The following is a 17,844-nucleotide window of genomic DNA, read 5'->3' on the forward strand; positions in this document are numbered from 1 at the left end:
GAACAGCGGTGCCACCACGTAGGCCAGATAGAAGAAAATCAGAGTAATTGCGGCGAGCACAGCAAGGCCACCGATGGCGACATACCAACGGGTCAGGCGATCTTTCAAGGCACGAACACGACGCTTGCGTTTTAGCTCCGGGGTATTGAAGTCGATGCGCTGCGGTGACGAATCCTGAGTCATTGTGGAGTTGGCCAGCTCATTCATCCGCACACCCTAGAGATCCCTTGTTACAAAAACATTACTGGTTGATGACATCAAAGGCTTCGGTGGGAGCGAGGCTTGCCCGCGAATGGCTCGACGCGATATGCCTGACACTATGCGCTGCCAATTTCGCGGGCAAGCCGCGCTCCCACAGATAATGTGTTTGCTGCGACATCGCAGCGCGTTCTACAACCCCAGATCAGCCAGCGCCTTGCTGACAACCTTGGCTGGTAGCGGAATATAACCGTCTTTGGTCACCACTTCCTGACCCTGGCGCGACAACACCAGTTTGACGAACTCCGCTTCCAGTGGCGCCAGGGGCTTGTTCGGCGCCTTGTTCACGTAGAGATAAAGGAAACGCGCCAGTGGATAGCTGCCATTGAGCGCGTTGACCTCGTTGTCCTCGATAAACTCCCCGCCTTCCTGCCGGGCCAGAGGCACCGTGCGCACGCTGGAGGTCTTGTAACCGATGCCGGAATAACCGATACCGTTGAGCGAACTGCTGATGGAGCTCACCACCGAGGCCGATCCTGGCTGTTCATTGACATTGGCTTTGAAGTCACCCTTGCACAGCGCTTCTTCCTTGAAATAACCGTAGGTGCCCGATACCGAATTGCGCCCGAACAGCTGCACCGGTTTGATCGCCAAGGCGCCGGTCACACCCAGATCGCCCCAGGTCTTGACCTCGTTCCTGGCACCGCACAGACGGGTCGCGGAAAAGATCGCGTCGACCTGGCGCATGGTCAGGCCCTTGATGGGGTTGTCCTTGTGCACGAAGATCGCCAGGGCATCAACCGCCACCGGAATCGCCGTCGGTTTGTACCCGTGCTTCTGCTCGAATGCCGACAGCTCGCCGTCTTTCATCTTGCGGCTCATCGGGCCGAGGTTGGCAGTGCCTTCGGTCAGTGCCGGGGGCGCAGTAGAAGAACCGGCCGCCTGAATCTGAATGTTGACGCTCGGGTATTCCTTTTTATAGGCCTCGGCCCACAGGGTCATGAGATTGGCGAGCGTATCCGAACCAACGCTGGACAGGTTGCCCGAGACACCCGGCGTTTTCACGTAGGACGCAATGGCAGGGTCGACAGCAGCGACTGCGTTGGTGGCGATAACCCCGGCAATGCTGAAAGCCAGTGCGGTTATCAAACTCTTGAGTGTCATGCCAATCTCCTGGCAACAAAAATGAATAGTCCGGCCGCGGGTCTTGGTTTGCCGGATGAACACTCTATGAATAGTTTGTGACAGTTAAATGAAAGGCCATCCAACGATGGGCGCTGGATGGCCTTATTTTGCAGCGAGAGTGAAACGCGATGTGTCAGCGACGCTCTTTCGCCAGCAGATACAGGCCGATTCCTACACCCATACCGCACAGAATCGCGACATACCAGGCAGGGCCCATAGGGCTGGTCTTGAGCATCAGCGTCACTACCATCGGCGTCAGCCCGCCGAAAATCGCGTAGGCCAGGTTGTAGGAGAACGACAGCCCGGTGAAGCGCACCTTCGGCGGGAACGCCTTGACCATCACGTAAGGCACTGCACCGATGGTGCCGACAAACAGACCGGTCACGGCATACAGCGGGAACAGCAGATCAGGGCTGGCTGCGACGGTGTGATAGAAGGTCCAGGAGCTGAGCAGCAGCCCCAGACCACCGAACAGGAACACCCGTCCGGCGCCGAAACGGTCCGCCAGGGCTCCGGCACCGATGCAACCCAGGCTCAGGAACACGATGGCCAGGCTGTTGGCCTTGAGGGCCGTGGCCGCCGAGAAGCCGTATACCGGCGTCTGCAGCAGGGTCGGGGTCATCAGGATCACCACCACCACACCCGCCGACAGCAGCCAGGTCAGCAGCATCGAGAGCACCACCGCACCGCGATGGTCACGCAACACGGCCTTGAGCGGCACTTCTTCAGCCAGTTGCTTGCGCAGCTGCAGTTCGGCGAATACCGGGGTCTCGTGCAGCCAGCGGCGCAGGTAAACCGACAGCAGGCCAAACACACCGCCAAGCAGGAAAGGAATCCGCCAGGCGTAGTCCGATACTTCGGCCGGGCTGTAGAGGCTGTTGATCAGGGTCGCGACCAGCGAACCAAGGAGGATCCCCGCCGTCAGGCCACTGGTCAGGGTGCCGCAGGCGTAGCCGATGTGCCGCGCCGGAACGTGCTCGGAGACGAACACCCAGGCGCCCGGCACTTCGCCACCGATGGCCGCGCCCTGGATGATGCGCATCAACAGCAGCAACACCGGAGCCCACAGGCCGATCTGCGCGTAGGTCGGCAGCAGGCCCATGATCAGCGTCGGCACGGCCATGAGGAAAATGCTCAGGGTGAACATTTTCTTGCGGCCCAGCAGGTCGCCGAAGTGCGCCATGACAATGCCGCCCAGGGGACGGGCCAGGTAGCCGGCGGCGAAGATGCCGAAGGTCTGCATCATGCGCAGCCAATCGGGCATATCCACCGGGAAGAACAGCTTGCCGACCACTGCCGCGAAGAACACGAAAATGATGAAGTCGTAGAACTCAAGGGCGCCGCCCAGCGCGGACAGCGACAGCGTCTTGTAGTCATTACGGGTCAATGGACGCGACTGCTGCGCGTTACTTGAAGGCACGGAAGACATGAAAATGGTTTCTCTGTGAGGCACTTTTGAGTTTGCTGGCCATCAGCAGCGTCGGGGATAACCGAACGGTTTGCGGGCAAGATTATTTCGGCCAATGGGTGTATCGGCACCAAAATTGCGTACAAAAGAAGCGCTGTAGCCTTGAACAGGTCCGGCACGATAGCAAATTGTTTCAAAAAGCACACAGGCATAAGCGGCCGATGGGCCGAAAACCCTACCCGACAGTCGTCCTGTGACGTCTGCCCCGATATACTCGGCAACCGCCGGGCTAGACAGGGTTGGGTGAAAACGTAGCGAATCCTGTTTCCGTAGATGCTGTGCCAAGGCCACTTCCAGAGCCGTCTTGGCAGAGTTTCTCCCTTAAGCGCGGCCATCAGTAGTGAACGCATCACGTTCACATGAATCGTATTGACTGGCGCCTTTCAACCGCAGCAAGAACACCAAGAGTCATGGGTCAGAGGCACCCTAGGCATGATCGAGCTCGAACAAGAAGATCCCATCCCGCAAGGCGACCTTGCCCTGCAAATCACCGCATTGCCCCGTGAAACCAACGGTTTCGGCGATATTTTCGGCGGCTGGCTGGTATCCCAGATGGACCTGGCTGGCACCGCAATGGCCAGCCGTGTCGCCGGCGGTCGCGTGGCCACCGTTGCAATTGACCGCATGGCCTTCCTGGTCCCGGTTGCAGTAGGCGCGCAGCTGTCCTTCTATACCCAGACCCTGGAAATCGGCCGCAGCTCGATCCAGATGATGGTCGAAGTCTGGAGCGACGACCCCCTGTCCAGCGAATGGCGCAAAGTGACCGAAGCCGTCTTCGTCTTCGTCGCCATCGATGGCAGCGGTCGCACCCGCTCGGTCCCGGCCCGTCGATAAAGAAAGAGAGAAGGTTCCATGTCCATAGCCCAACCTGAAGTCGAATCCATCCAGCTGGGTGAACTGAACGCCTGGCGCATTCGCCACGACGACGCCGAGCTGGTGATTGCCCAACAGGGCGCGCACATCGTCAGCTACCAACGCGACGGCCATGAGCCATTGATCTGGTCCAACCCTGCCGCTGAATTCAAGCAGGGCAAGGCCATTCGCGGCGGCATGCCGGTGTGCTGGCCCTGGTTCGGCAACCTGGAGCGCAACCCGGACAGCGTCCAGGCCATGCGCCAGAGCGAAGAACCGGCCAAGGCCCATGGCGAAGTACGGGCGCTGAACTGGGAATTGATGGGCATGGGCCTGGACGGCGATGCCCTGCTGATCGACTTCATTGCGCCCCAGGCTGAAGGCAAGCTACCGGGCTGGCCGCACAATGTGGCGCTGAAGCTGAGCATCCGCATGGATCAGGCGTTGCACGTCAGCCTGGTCAGCTATAACGCGGGCGAACAAGCCGTAACTCTGAGTCAGGCATTGCATACCTACTTCGCGGTGAGCGATGTGCGCGAGATCAGCGTCGAAGGCCTCGACGGTCTCGACTACCTCGACACCCTGCAAAGCTGGGAAGAAGAACGTCAACAGACCGGTGCGCTGACGTTTACCGGCGAGACCGACCGTATCTACCTCGATACGCCGGAGCACCTGGCGATCAACGACCCGACCTGGAACCGGCGCATCTTCATTCGCGCCACCGGCTCGCAGTCGGCAGTGATCTGGAACCCCTGGACCGCCAAGACCGCCACTTTCAGCGACATGGCGGCCGACGGCTGGCAGGGCATGGTCTGCATCGAGACCGCTAACGTGCTGGAAGACGTAGCGGTCATCGAGCCGGGCGCCATGCAGGTCATGGGCGTGAGTATCTGGTCCGAATCGCTGTAAGCGGCGGTGCTTAAAGGTCCGCCTCGGTGACGACGCGGACCTTGCCCGCATCCAGCGCATAGGCCGCATCGGCCAGATCATTGCTGACTTTCTCGACCTTCAGCGTGCCGACCACCCACAGCGGTGTATAGATATCGTCCAGCTTCAAACCTTTCGGATAGCGCACCAGCACCATCTGATTGGGCGGCGGTGGCGGTACGTGAATGCAGGCGCCAGGGTAAGGTACAAGGAAGAACAGTGTGCTACGGCCCTTGGCATCAGTCTCCAGCGGCACCGGATAGCCGCCCAGACGAATATTCTTGCCGTCCATTGCCGCCACGGTCTTGGTCGAGTACATCACCGCAGGCAGGCCCTTGGCCTGTTTCAAGCCACCCTTGCTGTCAAAGCGCCCCTGCGCCTCGGGCGAGTTATGATCGATTTCGGGCATGGCTTCGAGGGCTTTCTGATCCGACTTGGGCATCAGTTCCAGCCAGTCGGTTTCCGGCAGTTCGGCATGCACCAGCCCGGACACCAGCAACAGGGAAACAAAGAGAAGACGACGCATGAGGAGCTCGGCAAAAGGGGAGTTGAAATTGCCGGCTATCTTAACGCCCTGCGCGGGTCTACGCAGAGCGCCAGATGAGGGGAATCAGTTCTTTTTGATCATGCCGTAGATGACCAGCAGGATAATCGCGCCGACCAGCGCGCCGAGAAAGCCCGCGCCCTGCCCTGCCTGATAGATACCCAGTGCCTGACCGCCATAAGTAGCCGCCAGCGAACCGCCGATGCCCAGCAGGATAGTCATGATCCAGCCCATGCTGTCATCGCCCGGTTTCAGGAACCGCGCCAGCAGGCCAACGATCAAGCCAATGAAAATGGTTCCGATGATACCCATGCGATGTTCCTCTGAAAGATGTGATCAAGCCCAAGCTTGGCCAGCCAATGGCTGCACGCTATCAGAGGGGCTTGGGAACAAAATGGTTCAATGGTGGGCCACCTACTATAGGACCGGCTTCAGTTGGGAGGGCGATCTCCCGGCTAAAGCAGGTCCTACCGGAAGATGATCAGCGAGGCTCAACCCTTGATCAACGCCTCAACCAGCTTCACCTGACGATCCAGAGTCGCGCGATCGGCGCTGCGTACGGTGGCATGACCCACCTTGCGGCCAACCTTGAACGCCTTGCCGTAGTGATGCAGGTGGCAGTCGTCAATGGCAATGACCTTCTCCACCGCAGGCACTTCACCGATAAAGTTGAGCATGGCGCTCTCGCCGACCTTGGCCGTGGAGCCCAGTGGCAGGCCCGCGACCGCCCGCAAGTGGTTTTCGAACTGGCTGCACTCGGCGCCTTCGGTGGTCCAGTGCCCGGAGTTGTGTACTCGCGGGGCGATTTCGTTGGCCTTGAGGCCGCCGTCGACTTCAAAGAATTCGAAAGCCATCACACCAACGTAATCGAGCTTTTGCAGCACACGACCGACATAGTCTTCGGCCAGGCCCTGCAACGGGTGATCGGTGCTGGCGATGGACAGGCGCAGAATGCCGTTGTCGTGGGTGTTGTGCACCAACGGGTAGAAACGGGTCTCGCCATCGCGGGCACGTACAGCGATCAGCGACACTTCGCCAGTGAACGGCACGAAGCCTTCCAGCAGGCAAGGCACACTGCCCAGTTCGGCGAAGGTATCGACCACATCAGCGGCCGTGCGCAGGACTTTCTGGCCTTTGCCGTCGTAACCGAGGGTGCGGGTTTTCAATACCGCAGGCAGGCCGATGCGGGCGACCGCAGCGTCCAGGTCGGCCTGGGACTGGATATCGGCGAATTCCGGCGTAGGAATGCCCAAGTCCTTGAACATGCTCTTCTCGAACCAGCGGTCACGGGCGATACGCAAGGCATCGGCGCTCGGATAGACCGGCACGAACTGCGAAAGGAAGGCGACGGTTTCCGCTGGCACGCTTTCGAATTCGAAGGTCACCAGATCGACTTCATCGGCCAACTGACGCAGATGATCCTGATCGCCGTAATCGGCACGCAGATGCTCGCCCAGGGCAGCGGCGCAAGCGTCCGGCGCGGGGTCGAGAAAAGCGAAATTCATCCCCAGCGGCGTACCTGCCAGGGCCAACATGCGACCCAACTGGCCGCCACCGATTACACCGATCTTCATGGAAAAACCTCAGGCGTCGCGCGGGTCTGGATTGTCCAGGACGTTGTCTGTCTGCTCAGTGCGGAATTTCTTCAGCACGGCGTGAAATTGCGGATGCTTGGCGCCCAGGATGCTGGCCGACAGCAGCGCGGCGTTGATCGCACCGGCCTTGCCGATGGCCAGGGTGGCAACCGGAATGCCCGCTGGCATCTGTACGATGGACAGCAGCGAATCGACGCCCGACAGCATCGACGACTGGACTGGCACACCCAGCACCGGCAAATGGGTCTTGGCTGCGCACATGCCCGGCAAGTGAGCGGCACCGCCGGCACCGGCGATGATCACCTCAATCCCGCGTTCCTCGGCCTGTTCGGCGTACTGGAACAGCAGGTCCGGCGTACGGTGGGCCGAAACCACTTTGACTTCGTACGGAATGCCGAGCTTTTCCAGCATATCGGCGGTGTGGCTAAGGGTGGACCAATCGGACTTGGAGCCCATGATCACGCCAACCAGTGCGCTCATCGTCGTGCCTCTCATCGGGCGCCCGCAGGCGCATCAAAAAACAAACAAGCCACGCGGGAGGACCGGCGTGGCTTGCTGTACGAATAATGACCGGTCGAGCCGGCCAAAGGCCGCGCAGTATACCGTAAAGCGGCGCGAAGACAGCCCCTTTGGCGACCATTAGTCAGCGGGAAACGTCAGCGTCCGCTCGAGCCCAATGAGACGGGGGCGATCTCAGTCCACCGCTCCCAGAAAGGCAGCAATATTCTGGCGATTCTTGAGGCTGTACTGGTAACAGTTGGCCCTGGATACCTGCCGATCAGGGAAGACATAGGTTTCACAGACAAGCCCGAACGCGTTGTACTGCAACTCGGCATCCTCGTGGGTCGCGCCGAAGCTGTGACCCAGTTCATGGGCGATGACCTGATAGGAATACAGGGACGCAATCACCGCGTAATGCCCTGCGTAAGTAACCCCCAGAATCGACTCGCTCAACTTGTCGCCGGTCACCAGCAAATAACGATGAGTCCGGTCCAATGACAATCCGCGCTGCCCCGCGAACGCCCTGACGCGACGAATCCAGTCTTTGAGCACGATTTCTTCGCCGCCCTTGTAATCGATATCGGTCATCCCTGGAACGGAACTCAGATATTCAATGACGAACTCACGGTCGCAGACTTTTTCCAGCTCTATAACGCAGCTTTGCAGGTAATTGCGCGGGACGATCCGGCGTGTCCCGGTATCGACATCATCGTGATAAAAAACAAACAGCTTCACAGGCTTCCTTGCCACGTTTCATTTCCTTATAGACGGTTGACTCTGCGCGCCCGCCACCATGGCAGGTTGCTCGAATCAAAAGCTACAAGACGGTCCGGGCAAAAACATCCGGACCGCAGAAGCAAGAAATGTAGTCCCCTCCATTTGAATATGTAGGAAACCACGCACCTTATTCACTCGCTGGCCTGCTCCAACTTGCGCCACAGCAGGCGCACATTGGCCTTGCGCACCAAGGCGCAGCGATACAGGCGGATCTCCAGCGGCACATGCCACTGCAAGCCGCCGCAGACCACTAGTTCACCGCGTGCCAGTTCGGCCGAAATGCTCAGCCGCGGCACCCAGGCAATCCCCAACCCTTCCAGCGCCATGCCTTTGAGGCTGTCGGCCATGGCGGTTTCATAGACAGTGGTAAAACGCAGGTTGCGCTGGCGCAGCAGCAGATTCACCGAGCGCCCGAGAAAGGCACCGGCGCTGTAGGCCAGCAAGGGCACGCTGGCATCGTTTTCCAGATCGAACAGCGGTCGGCCATTGGCGTCCGCCGCGCAGACCGGCAGCATTTCGGTGTGGCCCAAGTGCAGCGACGGGAAAATCTCGCTATCCATCTGCAAGGCCGCATCCGGATCGTAGAACGCCAGCATCAGGTCGCAGCCGCCTTCGCGCAGGGCATGCACCGCTTCACCGACGTTGGTGGCCACCAGGCGCGTGGCGATGTTCAGGCCATCATTACGAAGTTGGGCGATCCAGCGCGGGAAGAAACCCAGCGCCAGGGAATGCGCCGCCGCTACTTGAATGACTTCCCCCTGGCCGCCTTCCAGATGATGCAAATGCCTGAGCACTTCGCCCAGTTGCTCGACCACTGTGCGCGCTGTCACCAGAAACAGCTGGCCCGCTGCCGTCAGCTCGATAGGGGTGCGCGAGCGATTGACCAGGGTCAGGCCCAGCGCCGCCTCCAGGCTGCGGATGCGTCGGCTGAAGGCCGGCTGAGTAACGAAGCGCCGCTCCGCCGCCTGGGAAAAGCTGCGGGTGGCGGCCAGGGCGCTGAAGTCCTCCAGCCATTTGCTTTCCAGATTCATGGTGTCCTCGATGCTCACCTTGTAGGTACGAACCCTGTGGGAGCAAATTCATTCGCGAAGGGGCCAGCAATGTCAAAATCATTGGCACCTGACACACCGCTTTCGCGAATGAATTCGCTCCCACAGTCCGCTCCCAATAGAAAGAATGAAGTGTCAGGTTTGTTACGGTACCTGCATACGCCCATTACAACCAGATCGTCACACCAACATTATGCCGTTCCGGCATGGGGCAGCGTTTAACAGCATTGGTCAATATTACTCGCAAAGCCCAGTATCAGCGGCGTTCCGACACTTTCCGTGTCCATTCTGAGATTATCTCTATCATGTCCTCGCCTGCATCATCGCGCATCGAAAAAGACCTGCTCGGTGTTCTCGAAGTACCTTCCCATGCGTATTACGGTATCCAGACCCTGCGCGCAGTGAATAACTTCCATCTTTCCGGTGTGCCGATCTCGCACTACCCGAAACTGGTCGTGGCCCTGGCCATGGTCAAGCAGGCGGCGGCTGACGCGAACCACCAGCTGGGTCACCTCAACGCGACCAAGCACGCTGCCATCAGCGAAGCCTGTGCCCGTGTGATCCGTGGCGACTTCCACGAACAGTTCGTCGTCGACATGATTCAGGGCGGCGCCGGTACGTCGACCAACATGAATGCCAACGAGGTCATCGCCAACATTGCCCTGGAAGCCATGGGCCTGGAAAAAGGCGATTACAAACAGCTGCACCCGAACAACGACGTGAACATGGCGCAGTCCACCAACGACGCCTATCCGACCGCGATCCGCCTGGGTCTGCTGCTCGGCCACGACGCCCTGCTGGCCAGCCTGGACAGCCTGATTCAGGCGTTCTCGGCCAAGAGCCTGGAATTCAACCACGTCCTGAAAATGGGTCGTACCCAGCTGCAAGACGCCGTGCCGATGACCCTCGGCCAGGAATTCCACGCCTTCGCCACCACCCTGAACGAAGACCTCAATCGCCTGCGTAGCCTGGCGCCGGAGCTGCTGACTGAAGTCAACCTGGGCGGCACCGCCATCGGCACCGGCATCAACGCCGACCCTGGCTACCAGCAACTGGCGGTGGATCGTCTGGCCGTCATCAGCGGTCAGCCACTGGTTCCGGCGGCTGACTTGATCGAAGCCACTTCCGACATGGGCGCCTTCGTACTGTTCTCCGGCATGCTCAAGCGTACTGCGGTCAAGCTGTCGAAGATCTGCAACGACCTGCGCCTGCTGTCCAGCGGCCCACGTACCGGCATCAATGAAATCAACCTGCCAGCGCGTCAGCCCGGCAGCTCGATCATGCCCGGCAAGGTCAACCCGGTTATCCCGGAAGCGGTCAACCAGGTAGCGTTCGAAATCATCGGTAACGACCTGGCCCTGACCATGGCGGCCGAAGGCGGCCAACTGCAACTGAACGTGATGGAGCCGTTGATCGCCTACAAGATCTTCGACTCGATCCGCCTGCTGCAACGCGCCATGGACATGCTGCGCGAGCACTGCATCGTCGGCATCACCGCCAACGAAGATCGTTGCCGCGAGCTGGTCGAACACTCCATCGGCCTGGTCACCGCGCTGAACCCGTATATCGGCTATGAAAACGCCACCCGTATCGCCCGCATCGCCCTGGAAAGTGGCCGTGGCGTACTGGAGCTGGTGCGCGAAGAAGGCCTGCTGGACGACGCCATGCTCGCCGACATCCTGCGCCCGGAAAACATGATCGCCCCGCGTCTGGTGCCCCTCAAGGCCTGACCGACGCAGCAAACGACTCACCAGGCTGAGGGACTAGACACCTCTCACCTTTTCGAGGGCCAGGAGCGCATGCTCCCGGCCCTTTTTTTATGCAGTGATGGACGCCGTGTACGTTGGAGCAAGGCTTGCCCGCGAAGGCCTCCGCGCGGAGTGCCTGAATTACCGCGTTGTTCGGTTCGCGGGCAAGCCTCGCTCCAACGGAAGAGAAGCTGTTCCTGCTCAGGCAATCTGAAACAACCCATCAACCATCTGCGTCTGGGCCAGACGCTCGCGCAGATCGTCATCGAGCTCCGGATCATCCGGCAGGTACAGGCGCACCTTGCGGTAGGCGCTGACGCGGTTGATCTGGGTGCCGAGAAACTCCCAGACCACCCGGGAACAGGCCGGCGCACGGTGATCGGCCGAGGACACGCCGATCTTCAGGCCATTGAGCCGGGTGATGCGGCTCTTGTAGCTGGGAATCAAAACGGTCTGACAGATTTCATTGGAGGTCAGCGACTCGTAATCAACAAAAAACAGACGGTTTTGCAGGTAATAGGCCACGCCCAAGTAGCGATAGCGCTCGTAGTCCTCACCGCGAGCGGCGCGAGTTTGCAGACGTTCGGTGCGCTCATAGGTATAGTGCCCGCCCTCTTCGCGCAGGTGGACCAGCGAACACAGGATATGACCGGGCATCGACATCGAGTGGTAGTACTCGTGGTAGTAGCCCACATGCACCTGTAACTCGTTGGAAGAGCGTTGGCGCAGGTGCTCGAGCATCTGCTGCGGCGCACTCATCTCTGCGGCATCGCTGCTCGGCTTGGCCTTGGCGCCGATCAACCGGGCGAACTGCTCGGTCGGCAGGCCGATCTCGTACTCCTCTACGCCAAAGAAGTCGCAGATACGCTTGAGGTTATAGGGCGTCGGCAGGCTTTGCCCGCTGAGGTATTTGTTGAACTGGGCGCGGTTGATACCCAGCTGGCGACAGACCTCGGCAATGGAGCGGTAATGACGACACAGCAACTGCAAATTGGCGGGGAAGTATTCACGCATGGCACAGCTCGTCGGAATGGCGCTAGAAGACGCGAAGATAGCATCAACACGCATCACTTTCACTCAACCAGCGAAATTGCTCTGATCGCGGCGATCGCCAACCATTTGCACCCTGGAAAACGGGGTCGTGGCGCAACGTCTCGAACCGTTCACATTCGCCCAAAAAAGAAAAACAGCGAGGAATCATCCATGCTCGAAGTCATCAACGACTTCCTCTCCGGAAAAGTACTGATCGTGCTCATTGTAGGGCTCGGCAGTTACTTCACCATCCGCTCGCGCTTCGTGCAATTGCGCCACTTCTTCCATATGTTCGCGGTATTCCGTGACAGCCTGCGCAGCAGCTCCGGCCAGCTCAGCTCGTTCCAGGCCCTGATGCTCAGCCTTGCCGGTCGCGTCGGTGCAGGCAACATTGCCGGTGTCGGCATCGCCGTGACCCTGGGTGGCCCTGGCGCCGTATTCTGGATGTGGGTGACCGCTCTGGTCGGCATGTCCAGCAGCTTCTTCGAATGCTCCCTGGGCCAGCTCTACAAGCGCTGCGACTCCGAAGGGCAGTTCCGTGGCGGCCCGTCCTACTACATCCAGCATGGCCTGGGCCATCGCGGCTGGGGCATGGTCATGGCGGTCCTGCTGTTGGTGACCTTCGGTTTCGCCTTCAACGGCCTGCAATCCCACGCCGTGACCCACTCGCTGAACAACGCCTTCGGCATCGACGCGACCTACAGCGGTATCGGCCTGGCCGTGCTGCTGGGCCTGGTGTTCATCGGCGGGATCAAGCGCATCGCGGCAGTCGCCGACCTGCTGGTGCCGGTCAAGACCCTGATCTACATCGCCGTGACCATCTACGTGATCGTCCTGCAGTTCGACCATGTTCCGGCCATGCTGGCGACCATCGTCAAGAGCGCCTTCGGCCTTGACCAGGCGTTCGGCGGCCTGATCGGCAGCGCCATCGTCATGGGTGTGAAGCGCGGCGTATTCGCCAACGAAGCAGGCCTGGGCAGTGCGCCCAACGTGGCCGCCGTCGCACAGGTCGAACACCCGGTTGCACAGGGCGTGGTCCAGGCGTTCAGCGTGTTCCTCGATACCTTCGTGATCTGCACCTGTACTGCCCTGCTGATCCTGCTGTCGGGCTTCTACACCCCCGGTTTCGAAGGCGACGGCATTGCCCTGACCCAGAACTCCCTGGCCGCCGTGGTCGGTGAATGGGGCCGGATGTTCATCAGTGTGGCCCTGGCCCTGTTCGTGTTCACCTCGATCCTCTACAACTACTATCTGGGCGAAAACAGCCTGCGCTTTATCCTCGGTGAAAACCGCAAGGCGCTGATCGGCTACCGCGCACTGGTACTGGCCCTGATCCTCTGGGGTGCGGTCGAGAACCTGAGCACCGTGTTCGCCTTCGCCGACATCACCATGACCTTGCTGGCGTTCGTCAACCTGATCGCCCTGGCGCTGCTGTTCAAGGTCGGCATGCGCATCCTGCGTGACTACGATGACCAGCGCAAAGCCGGGATCAAGACGCCGGTGTTCGACTCCAGCAAGTTCGCCGACCTGGATATCGACCTGAAAGCCTGGCCTGCCAACCCGAGCGCACCCGCTCCGACCACTCAGCCCGAGTCGCAGCCTCATGGCGCCGCGCAAACCCAACGCTGAGTCCACTGACCTGAGCCGTTGCGACTATGTCGCACGGCCAAGGCTGGGCATCATCACCGGCTCCGGCCCCGAAGCCGGTATGGATATGTGGGCCAAGCTGCTGCAAGAGAACCGCCGGCGCCTCGGCCCGGCGTTTCGCGGTGATATCGACGCCCCGGCAGTGACCATCGTTTCAGACCCTGAACTGGGTCTGTCGATGGAGCTGGAAAAAACCGCCGAGACCGTCTGGCGTGCCCTGCACGCCGACATTCTCGCGCTGGACGGCCAGGTCGCCGCCTTCAGCATTGCCTGCAACACCCTCAACCTGTTTGCCGGACGCATTCGCGATCTGCCGCTGCACAGTGAATTCATCTCCTTCCGCGATGTGCTGCACGAATATCTGCAACGCAGTGGGGTGGAGCGTGTCTGCCTGCTCGGCGCCCGCCCGGTGGCAGAACTGGGCGAATGGTCGCCCTACAGCGACTTGCGCGAAGCGGTCGAGTTCGAGCCCGTTGTGCAGGGTGAGCCGTTGCATCAGTTGATCTACGACATCAAGGTATTCGGCGCGGCGGATCCGGGCGTGCGCTCGCGTTTCGCCGAACTGCTGGCCTCCATCGAATCCGCTACAGTGCTGCTGGCCTGTACGGAACTGCCGCTGGTGGCCGATATCGTGACCGACAAGACGCTGGTGGATGTCACCCAACTGGTGGCCGAGGCGATGTTGGATCGGTGTATATGACGAGCTGGACCGTGGGAGCGAGGCTTGCCCGCGAGAGGCCGGTACATCCGACACATATTTAGAGATCGAAAGACCGTATTCGCGGGCAAGTCGGAACGCCGCCCGCTCGCTCCCACAGGGCCGAGGCTTATCGCTCAACTTTCCAGGAGACACCCATGAACCCAGTCACACCCGCCCGCCAGGTCATGGTGCTCTATACCGGCGGCACCATCGGCATGCAGGCCAGTGCCAATGGCCTGGCCCCGGCCTCGGGTTTCGAGGCGCGCATGGCCGAGCAACTGGCCGCGCAGCCTGAGCTGATCGTGCCACAGTGGCGCTTTCGCGAAATGGCGCCACTGATCGACAGCGCCAACATGACCCCCACCTACTGGCAGCGCCTGCGTGAAGCGGTGATCGAAGCCGTGGATGCAGGTTGCGATGCCGTACTGATCCTGCATGGCACCGACACCCTGGCCTACAGCGCGGCCGCCATGAGCTTCCAGTTGCTGGGGCTGAGCGCGCCGGTGCTGTTCACCGGCTCCATGCTGCCTGCCGGTGTGGCGGACAGCGATGCCTGGGAAAACGTCAACGGCTCGCTGCTGGCCCTGAGCAAAGGCCTGGCCTCGGGTGTGCATCTGTATTTCCATGGCGAACTGCTGGCGCCGACCCGTTGCGCGAAAATCCGCAGCTTCGGCCGTCACCCCTTCGCCGCGCTGCAACGCTCGCGCAATGGCCAACCGGTCAATGCCCGCCCGGCAGCGCTGGACTATCGCCAACCGAAATGCCTGGCCAGTGTCGGCGTACTGCCACTGGTGCCGGGCATCGCTGCGGCACAAGTCGATGGCCTGATCGACAGCGGCATCCACGCGCTGATCCTCGAATGCTTCGGCAGCGGCACCGGCCCCAGCGACAACCCGGACTTCCTCGCCAGCCTCAAGCGCGCGCAGGACAAGGGGCTGGCGGTGGTCGCCATCACCCAATGCCATGAAGGCGGCGTCGAACTGGACGTCTACGAAGCTGGCAGCCGCCTGCGTGGCGTCGGCGTACTGTCCGGTGGCGGCATGACACGCGAAGCAGCGTTCGGCAAACTGCATGCGTTGTTGGGCGCAGGCTTGCCGACCGAAGAAGTCCGGCGGTTGGTTGAGCTGGATCTGTGCGGCGAACTGCGCTGAATTTCGTTTTATTGCTATCTATGTGGGAGATCCAGCCCTGTCTACGACGCCGCGCTGTGACGCAGTAAACACTAAGCGGGGCAGGTGGCAAACCGTGTGGGAGCGAATTCATTCGCGAAGAGGCCGGTACATTCGACGCACCTTCAGCGTCTGGAACAACGCTTTCGCGAATAAATTCGCTCCCACTGAATCCGTCCCCATAGAATTCACCGCTACAGAATTTGACCCGGTAGAACCACCCGGTTTCCCCGGCACAAGATTTGCTCCCCCTATCCGGCCAATCGCGCCGGATAACCCCCATGCTGCACTCCCACCTGACCACCCTCAACGCCGTCTCCCTGGTCCTGGAAACCTTCGCCGCCGAAGGCCGACCCCGCGAAGCCCTGCTTGAAGGCAGCGGCATCAGCCTGGCCGAGCTGGACCGGGCCGATATCCGCATCGCCACCCATCAGGAAATGCAGGTCTGCGCCAACGCAGTGGCCCTGCGCCGGGACATCGGCCTGGATCTTGGGCGGCGCATGCATGTGTCGTCCTACGGGATTCTCGGTTACGCCCTGCTGACCAGTGCCACTTTCGGTGACGCCCTGCGCCTGGCCCTGACCTACCCGGCGCTGCTCGGCACCCTGTTCGAACTGTGTCTGATCGAAGATGGCGACAAGATCTGGCTCAGCGCCAGCGACTACCGCGACAACGAAGCCCTGACCGCCTTCAACAGCGAACTGTGCATGACCTCCCTGAAAGTCATCTGCGACGACCTGCTCGGCCACGCCCTGCCCCTGCTCGGCGCGCGCTTCGCTTATCCGGCCCCGGACTACCGACAGCGCTACGCCGAAAACTTCCCCTGTGCCGTGCAATTCGAGCAGGCCGACAACGCCTTTGCCTTTTCCCGCCACTGGCTCGACCAACCCCTGCCACTGGCCGACCGCATCACCCATCGCGACATGCATGAGCGCTGCCGTCGGCAGAACATCGAGTTCACCGGGCGTCAGGCCTGGCTAGGGCGTATCCGTCAGTTGATCGCCAGTCAGTTGCACTCAGCCCCCGGTCTCGGCGCCCTGGCCACGCAAATGAATTGCTCCGAACGCACCCTGCGCAGGCATCTGCAGGCCAACGGCAGCAGCTATCAGGAACTGCTCGACGAGCTGCGTTTCGAGCGCGCCAAGCAGATGTTGCAAGAGGACGAACTGCCCATCTACCGCATCGCCGAAGAGCTGGGCTTCAGCGAGACCGCGAGCTTTCGTCATGCCTTCAGCCGCTGGAGCGGCGTGGCGCCGAGCCAGTTCAGGCCCTGAAACGGGGCATGGATGCCTCATTAAGAGGCGATATGCGGCCAGTCTTTATGGCCGAAAAAATCCCCTTTTGGCCGTTCCCGTCGTTCCCGCCAGCGTCCTTGCACGCCAAAAATGGAACACCGACAGCCAAGAGGAAAACAACAAATGCTGACGATCTATTCGGACGATCATCGCCTGCACCATGGCCGCTGCGAGCTCATCGACGGGCAACTCAAGCCCTGCTTCGAGATGCCGTCCCGCGCCGACCATGTGCTGCAGCGGGTCAAGGCGCGCAATCTCGGCCCGGTGCTGGCGCCTGATGACTTCGGCTTGGCCCCTGTACAACGGGTGCACAGCGCCGACTACCTGGAGTTCTTCAAGGGCGCCTGGCAGCGCTGGGCCGCCACGGGCAGCGAGGGCGATCTGCTGCCCTTCACCTGGCCGGCCCGCACCCTGCGCTCAATCAAACCCACCAGTTTGCACGGCGAGTTCGGCTACTACAGTTTCGACGCCGGGGCACCGATCACTGCGGGTACTTGGCAGGCCGCCTACAGCGCCGCACAGGTCGCCCTGACCGCGCAAAATGCGATTCAACAGGACGGCCTGCCCAGCGCCTTCGCCCTGTGCCGTCCACCGGGCCATCACGCGGCTGGCGATTTGATGGGTGGTTACTGCTACCTGAATAACATCGCCATCGCCGCCCAGGCTTTCCTCGATCAGGGCCGTAAGAAAGTGGCGATCCTCGACGTCGATTACCACCACGGCAACGGTACGCAGTCGATCTTCTACGAGCGCAGCGACGTGCTGTTCACCTCGATCCACGGCGACCCTGCCATCGAATTCCCGTTCTTCCTCGGTTACGCCGACGAACTCGGTGAAGGTCCGGGCACGGGCTACAACTTCAACTATCCATTGCCTGCAGGCAGTGATTGGGCCGCCTGGAGCCAGGCGCTGGAACAGGCCTGCGCACAGATCCAGGCCTACGACCCGGACGTGGTGCTGGTTTCCCTGGGTGTCGATACGTTCAAGGACGACCCCATCTCCCAGTTCAAACTGGACAGCCCCGATTACCTGAGCATGGGCGCACGCATTGCCCGGCTCGGCAAACCGACGCTGTTCGTGATGGAAGGCGGCTATGCCGTCGAGGAAATCGGCATCAATGCCGTGAATGTGCTGGAAGGCTTCGAAACCGTCTGATC

The 17,844-nt window shown here is 60.9% G+C and carries 17 protein-coding genes; 8 read left to right on the top strand and 9 right to left on the bottom strand.

Annotation, left to right across the window (positions count from 1 at the left end):
* Positions 1-390: 390 nt before the first annotated feature.
* Both M2401_RS06645 and M2401_RS06650 read right to left on the bottom strand, forming a co-directional pair.
* Positions 391-1,362: a phosphate ABC transporter substrate-binding protein PstS family protein gene (locus M2401_RS06645; protein ID WP_259100898.1), complete on the bottom strand. Its 972-nt coding sequence runs from the start codon at positions 1,360-1,362 to the stop codon at positions 391-393.
* Positions 1,363-1,516: 154 nt separating this feature from the next.
* Entirely contained in the window at positions 1,517-2,803 is a 1,287-nt protein-coding gene (locus M2401_RS06650; protein WP_259101667.1) for an MFS transporter, read from the bottom strand.
* Between the two features lie 480 nt (positions 2,804-3,283).
* Here M2401_RS06650 and M2401_RS06655 point away from each other — a divergent pair, with 480 nt between their 5' ends.
* Positions 3,284-3,685 (top strand): acyl-CoA thioesterase, encoded by a 402-nt coding sequence (locus M2401_RS06655; RefSeq protein ID WP_259100899.1) that lies wholly within the window; start codon positions 3,284-3,286, stop codon positions 3,683-3,685.
* An 18-nt stretch (positions 3,686-3,703) separates the two neighbouring features.
* Positions 3,704-4,612, top strand: coding sequence for a D-hexose-6-phosphate mutarotase (locus M2401_RS06660; protein WP_259100900.1), 909 nt, complete (start codon positions 3,704-3,706; stop codon positions 4,610-4,612).
* A 10-nt stretch (positions 4,613-4,622) separates the two neighbouring features.
* On the opposite strand, the gene M2401_RS06665 is transcribed toward M2401_RS06660, so the two are convergent.
* From M2401_RS06665 to M2401_RS06690, 6 genes are all read right to left on the bottom strand, one after another.
* Complete coding sequence (locus M2401_RS06665; RefSeq protein WP_259100901.1) at positions 4,623-5,156, bottom strand: DUF3299 domain-containing protein; 534 nt, start codon at positions 5,154-5,156, stop codon at positions 4,623-4,625.
* A gap of 84 nt (positions 5,157-5,240) precedes the next feature.
* The gene (locus M2401_RS06670) at positions 5,241-5,486 is read right to left on the bottom strand and encodes a GlsB/YeaQ/YmgE family stress response membrane protein (protein ID WP_259100902.1); all 246 of its coding nucleotides are present in this window, start codon (positions 5,484-5,486) and stop codon (positions 5,241-5,243) included.
* Positions 5,487-5,665: 179 nt separating this feature from the next.
* A complete protein-coding gene (locus tag M2401_RS06675; protein WP_259100903.1) occupies positions 5,666-6,748 on the bottom strand; it encodes a 5-(carboxyamino)imidazole ribonucleotide synthase in 1,083 nt (360 codons plus the stop codon).
* 9 nt (positions 6,749-6,757) lie between these two features.
* Positions 6,758-7,249 carry a 5-(carboxyamino)imidazole ribonucleotide mutase gene (purE, locus tag M2401_RS06680; RefSeq protein WP_259100904.1) on the bottom strand — a complete coding sequence of 164 codons (492 nt, stop codon included), beginning with the start codon at positions 7,247-7,249 and terminating at the stop codon, positions 6,758-6,760.
* 213 nt (positions 7,250-7,462) lie between these two features.
* Positions 7,463-8,020, bottom strand: coding sequence for a zinc-dependent metalloprotease (locus M2401_RS06685; protein WP_259100905.1), 558 nt, complete (start codon positions 8,018-8,020; stop codon positions 7,463-7,465).
* Positions 8,021-8,178: 158 nt separating this feature from the next.
* Positions 8,179-9,078: a LysR substrate-binding domain-containing protein gene (locus tag M2401_RS06690; protein ID WP_259100906.1), complete on the bottom strand. Its 900-nt coding sequence runs from the start codon at positions 9,076-9,078 to the stop codon at positions 8,179-8,181.
* 323 nt (positions 9,079-9,401) lie between these two features.
* On the opposite strand from M2401_RS06690, the gene M2401_RS06695 reads away from it, so the two are divergent.
* Positions 9,402-10,826, top strand: a complete 1,425-nt coding sequence (locus M2401_RS06695) for an aspartate ammonia-lyase (RefSeq protein WP_259100907.1) — start codon at positions 9,402-9,404, stop codon at positions 10,824-10,826.
* A gap of 219 nt (positions 10,827-11,045) precedes the next feature.
* On the opposite strand, the gene M2401_RS06700 is transcribed toward M2401_RS06695, so the two are convergent.
* Positions 11,046-11,858: a helix-turn-helix transcriptional regulator gene (locus M2401_RS06700; RefSeq protein ID WP_259100909.1), complete on the bottom strand. Its 813-nt coding sequence runs from the start codon at positions 11,856-11,858 to the stop codon at positions 11,046-11,048.
* A 189-nt stretch (positions 11,859-12,047) separates the two neighbouring features.
* Between M2401_RS06700 and M2401_RS06705 the strand changes: the two genes are divergently transcribed.
* The 5 genes from M2401_RS06705 (at position 12,048) to M2401_RS06725 (ending at position 17,842) form a co-directional block, all read left to right on the top strand.
* On the top strand, positions 12,048-13,505 hold the full coding sequence (locus M2401_RS06705; protein ID WP_259100911.1) for a sodium:alanine symporter family protein: 1,458 nt from the start codon (positions 12,048-12,050) through the stop codon (positions 13,503-13,505).
* Positions 13,480-14,223, top strand: coding sequence for an aspartate/glutamate racemase family protein (locus tag M2401_RS06710; RefSeq protein WP_259100913.1), 744 nt, complete (start codon positions 13,480-13,482; stop codon positions 14,221-14,223). Before M2401_RS06705 ends, M2401_RS06710 begins: the two co-directional genes overlap by 26 nt.
* Before the next feature lie 155 nt (positions 14,224-14,378).
* A complete protein-coding gene (locus M2401_RS06715) occupies positions 14,379-15,374 on the top strand; it encodes an asparaginase (protein WP_259100915.1) in 996 nt (331 codons plus the stop codon).
* Positions 15,375-15,673: 299 nt separating this feature from the next.
* Positions 15,674-16,666 carry an AraC family transcriptional regulator gene (locus M2401_RS06720; RefSeq protein ID WP_259100917.1) on the top strand — a complete coding sequence of 331 codons (993 nt, stop codon included), beginning with the start codon at positions 15,674-15,676 and terminating at the stop codon, positions 16,664-16,666.
* Between the two features lie 144 nt (positions 16,667-16,810).
* Positions 16,811-17,842, top strand: coding sequence for a histone deacetylase family protein (locus tag M2401_RS06725; RefSeq protein WP_259100918.1), 1,032 nt, complete (start codon positions 16,811-16,813; stop codon positions 17,840-17,842).
* Positions 17,843-17,844 lie beyond the last annotated feature (2 nt).

Source organism: Pseudomonas sp. JUb42 (assembly GCF_024807945.1).
Lineage (GTDB): Bacteria > Pseudomonadota > Gammaproteobacteria > Pseudomonadales > Pseudomonadaceae > Aquipseudomonas.

Coding starts and splice junctions, on each gene's coding strand:
- M2401_RS06675 (WP_259100903.1), bottom strand. CDS start 6,748: ATGAAGATCGGTGTAATCGGTGGCGGCCAGTTGGGTCGCATGTTGGCC.
- M2401_RS06720 (WP_259100917.1), top strand. CDS start 15,674: ATGCTGCACTCCCACCTGACCACCCTCAACGCCGTCTCCCTGGTCCTG.
- M2401_RS06655 (WP_259100899.1), top strand. CDS start 3,284: ATGATCGAGCTCGAACAAGAAGATCCCATCCCGCAAGGCGACCTTGCC.
- M2401_RS06690 (WP_259100906.1), bottom strand. CDS start 9,078: ATGAATCTGGAAAGCAAATGGCTGGAGGACTTCAGCGCCCTGGCCGCC.
- M2401_RS06710 (WP_259100913.1), top strand. CDS start 13,480: ATGGCGCCGCGCAAACCCAACGCTGAGTCCACTGACCTGAGCCGTTGC.
- M2401_RS06725 (WP_259100918.1), top strand. CDS start 16,811: ATGCTGACGATCTATTCGGACGATCATCGCCTGCACCATGGCCGCTGC.
- M2401_RS06705 (WP_259100911.1), top strand. CDS start 12,048: ATGCTCGAAGTCATCAACGACTTCCTCTCCGGAAAAGTACTGATCGTG.
- M2401_RS06670 (WP_259100902.1), bottom strand. CDS start 5,486: ATGGGTATCATCGGAACCATTTTCATTGGCTTGATCGTTGGCCTGCTG.
- M2401_RS06715 (WP_259100915.1), top strand. CDS start 14,379: ATGAACCCAGTCACACCCGCCCGCCAGGTCATGGTGCTCTATACCGGC.
- M2401_RS06645 (WP_259100898.1), bottom strand. CDS start 1,362: ATGACACTCAAGAGTTTGATAACCGCACTGGCTTTCAGCATTGCCGGG.
- M2401_RS06700 (WP_259100909.1), bottom strand. CDS start 11,858: ATGCGTGAATACTTCCCCGCCAATTTGCAGTTGCTGTGTCGTCATTAC.
- M2401_RS06660 (WP_259100900.1), top strand. CDS start 3,704: ATGTCCATAGCCCAACCTGAAGTCGAATCCATCCAGCTGGGTGAACTG.
- M2401_RS06665 (WP_259100901.1), bottom strand. CDS start 5,156: ATGCGTCGTCTTCTCTTTGTTTCCCTGTTGCTGGTGTCCGGGCTGGTG.
- M2401_RS06695 (WP_259100907.1), top strand. CDS start 9,402: ATGTCCTCGCCTGCATCATCGCGCATCGAAAAAGACCTGCTCGGTGTT.
- purE (WP_259100904.1), bottom strand. CDS start 7,249: ATGAGCGCACTGGTTGGCGTGATCATGGGCTCCAAGTCCGATTGGTCC.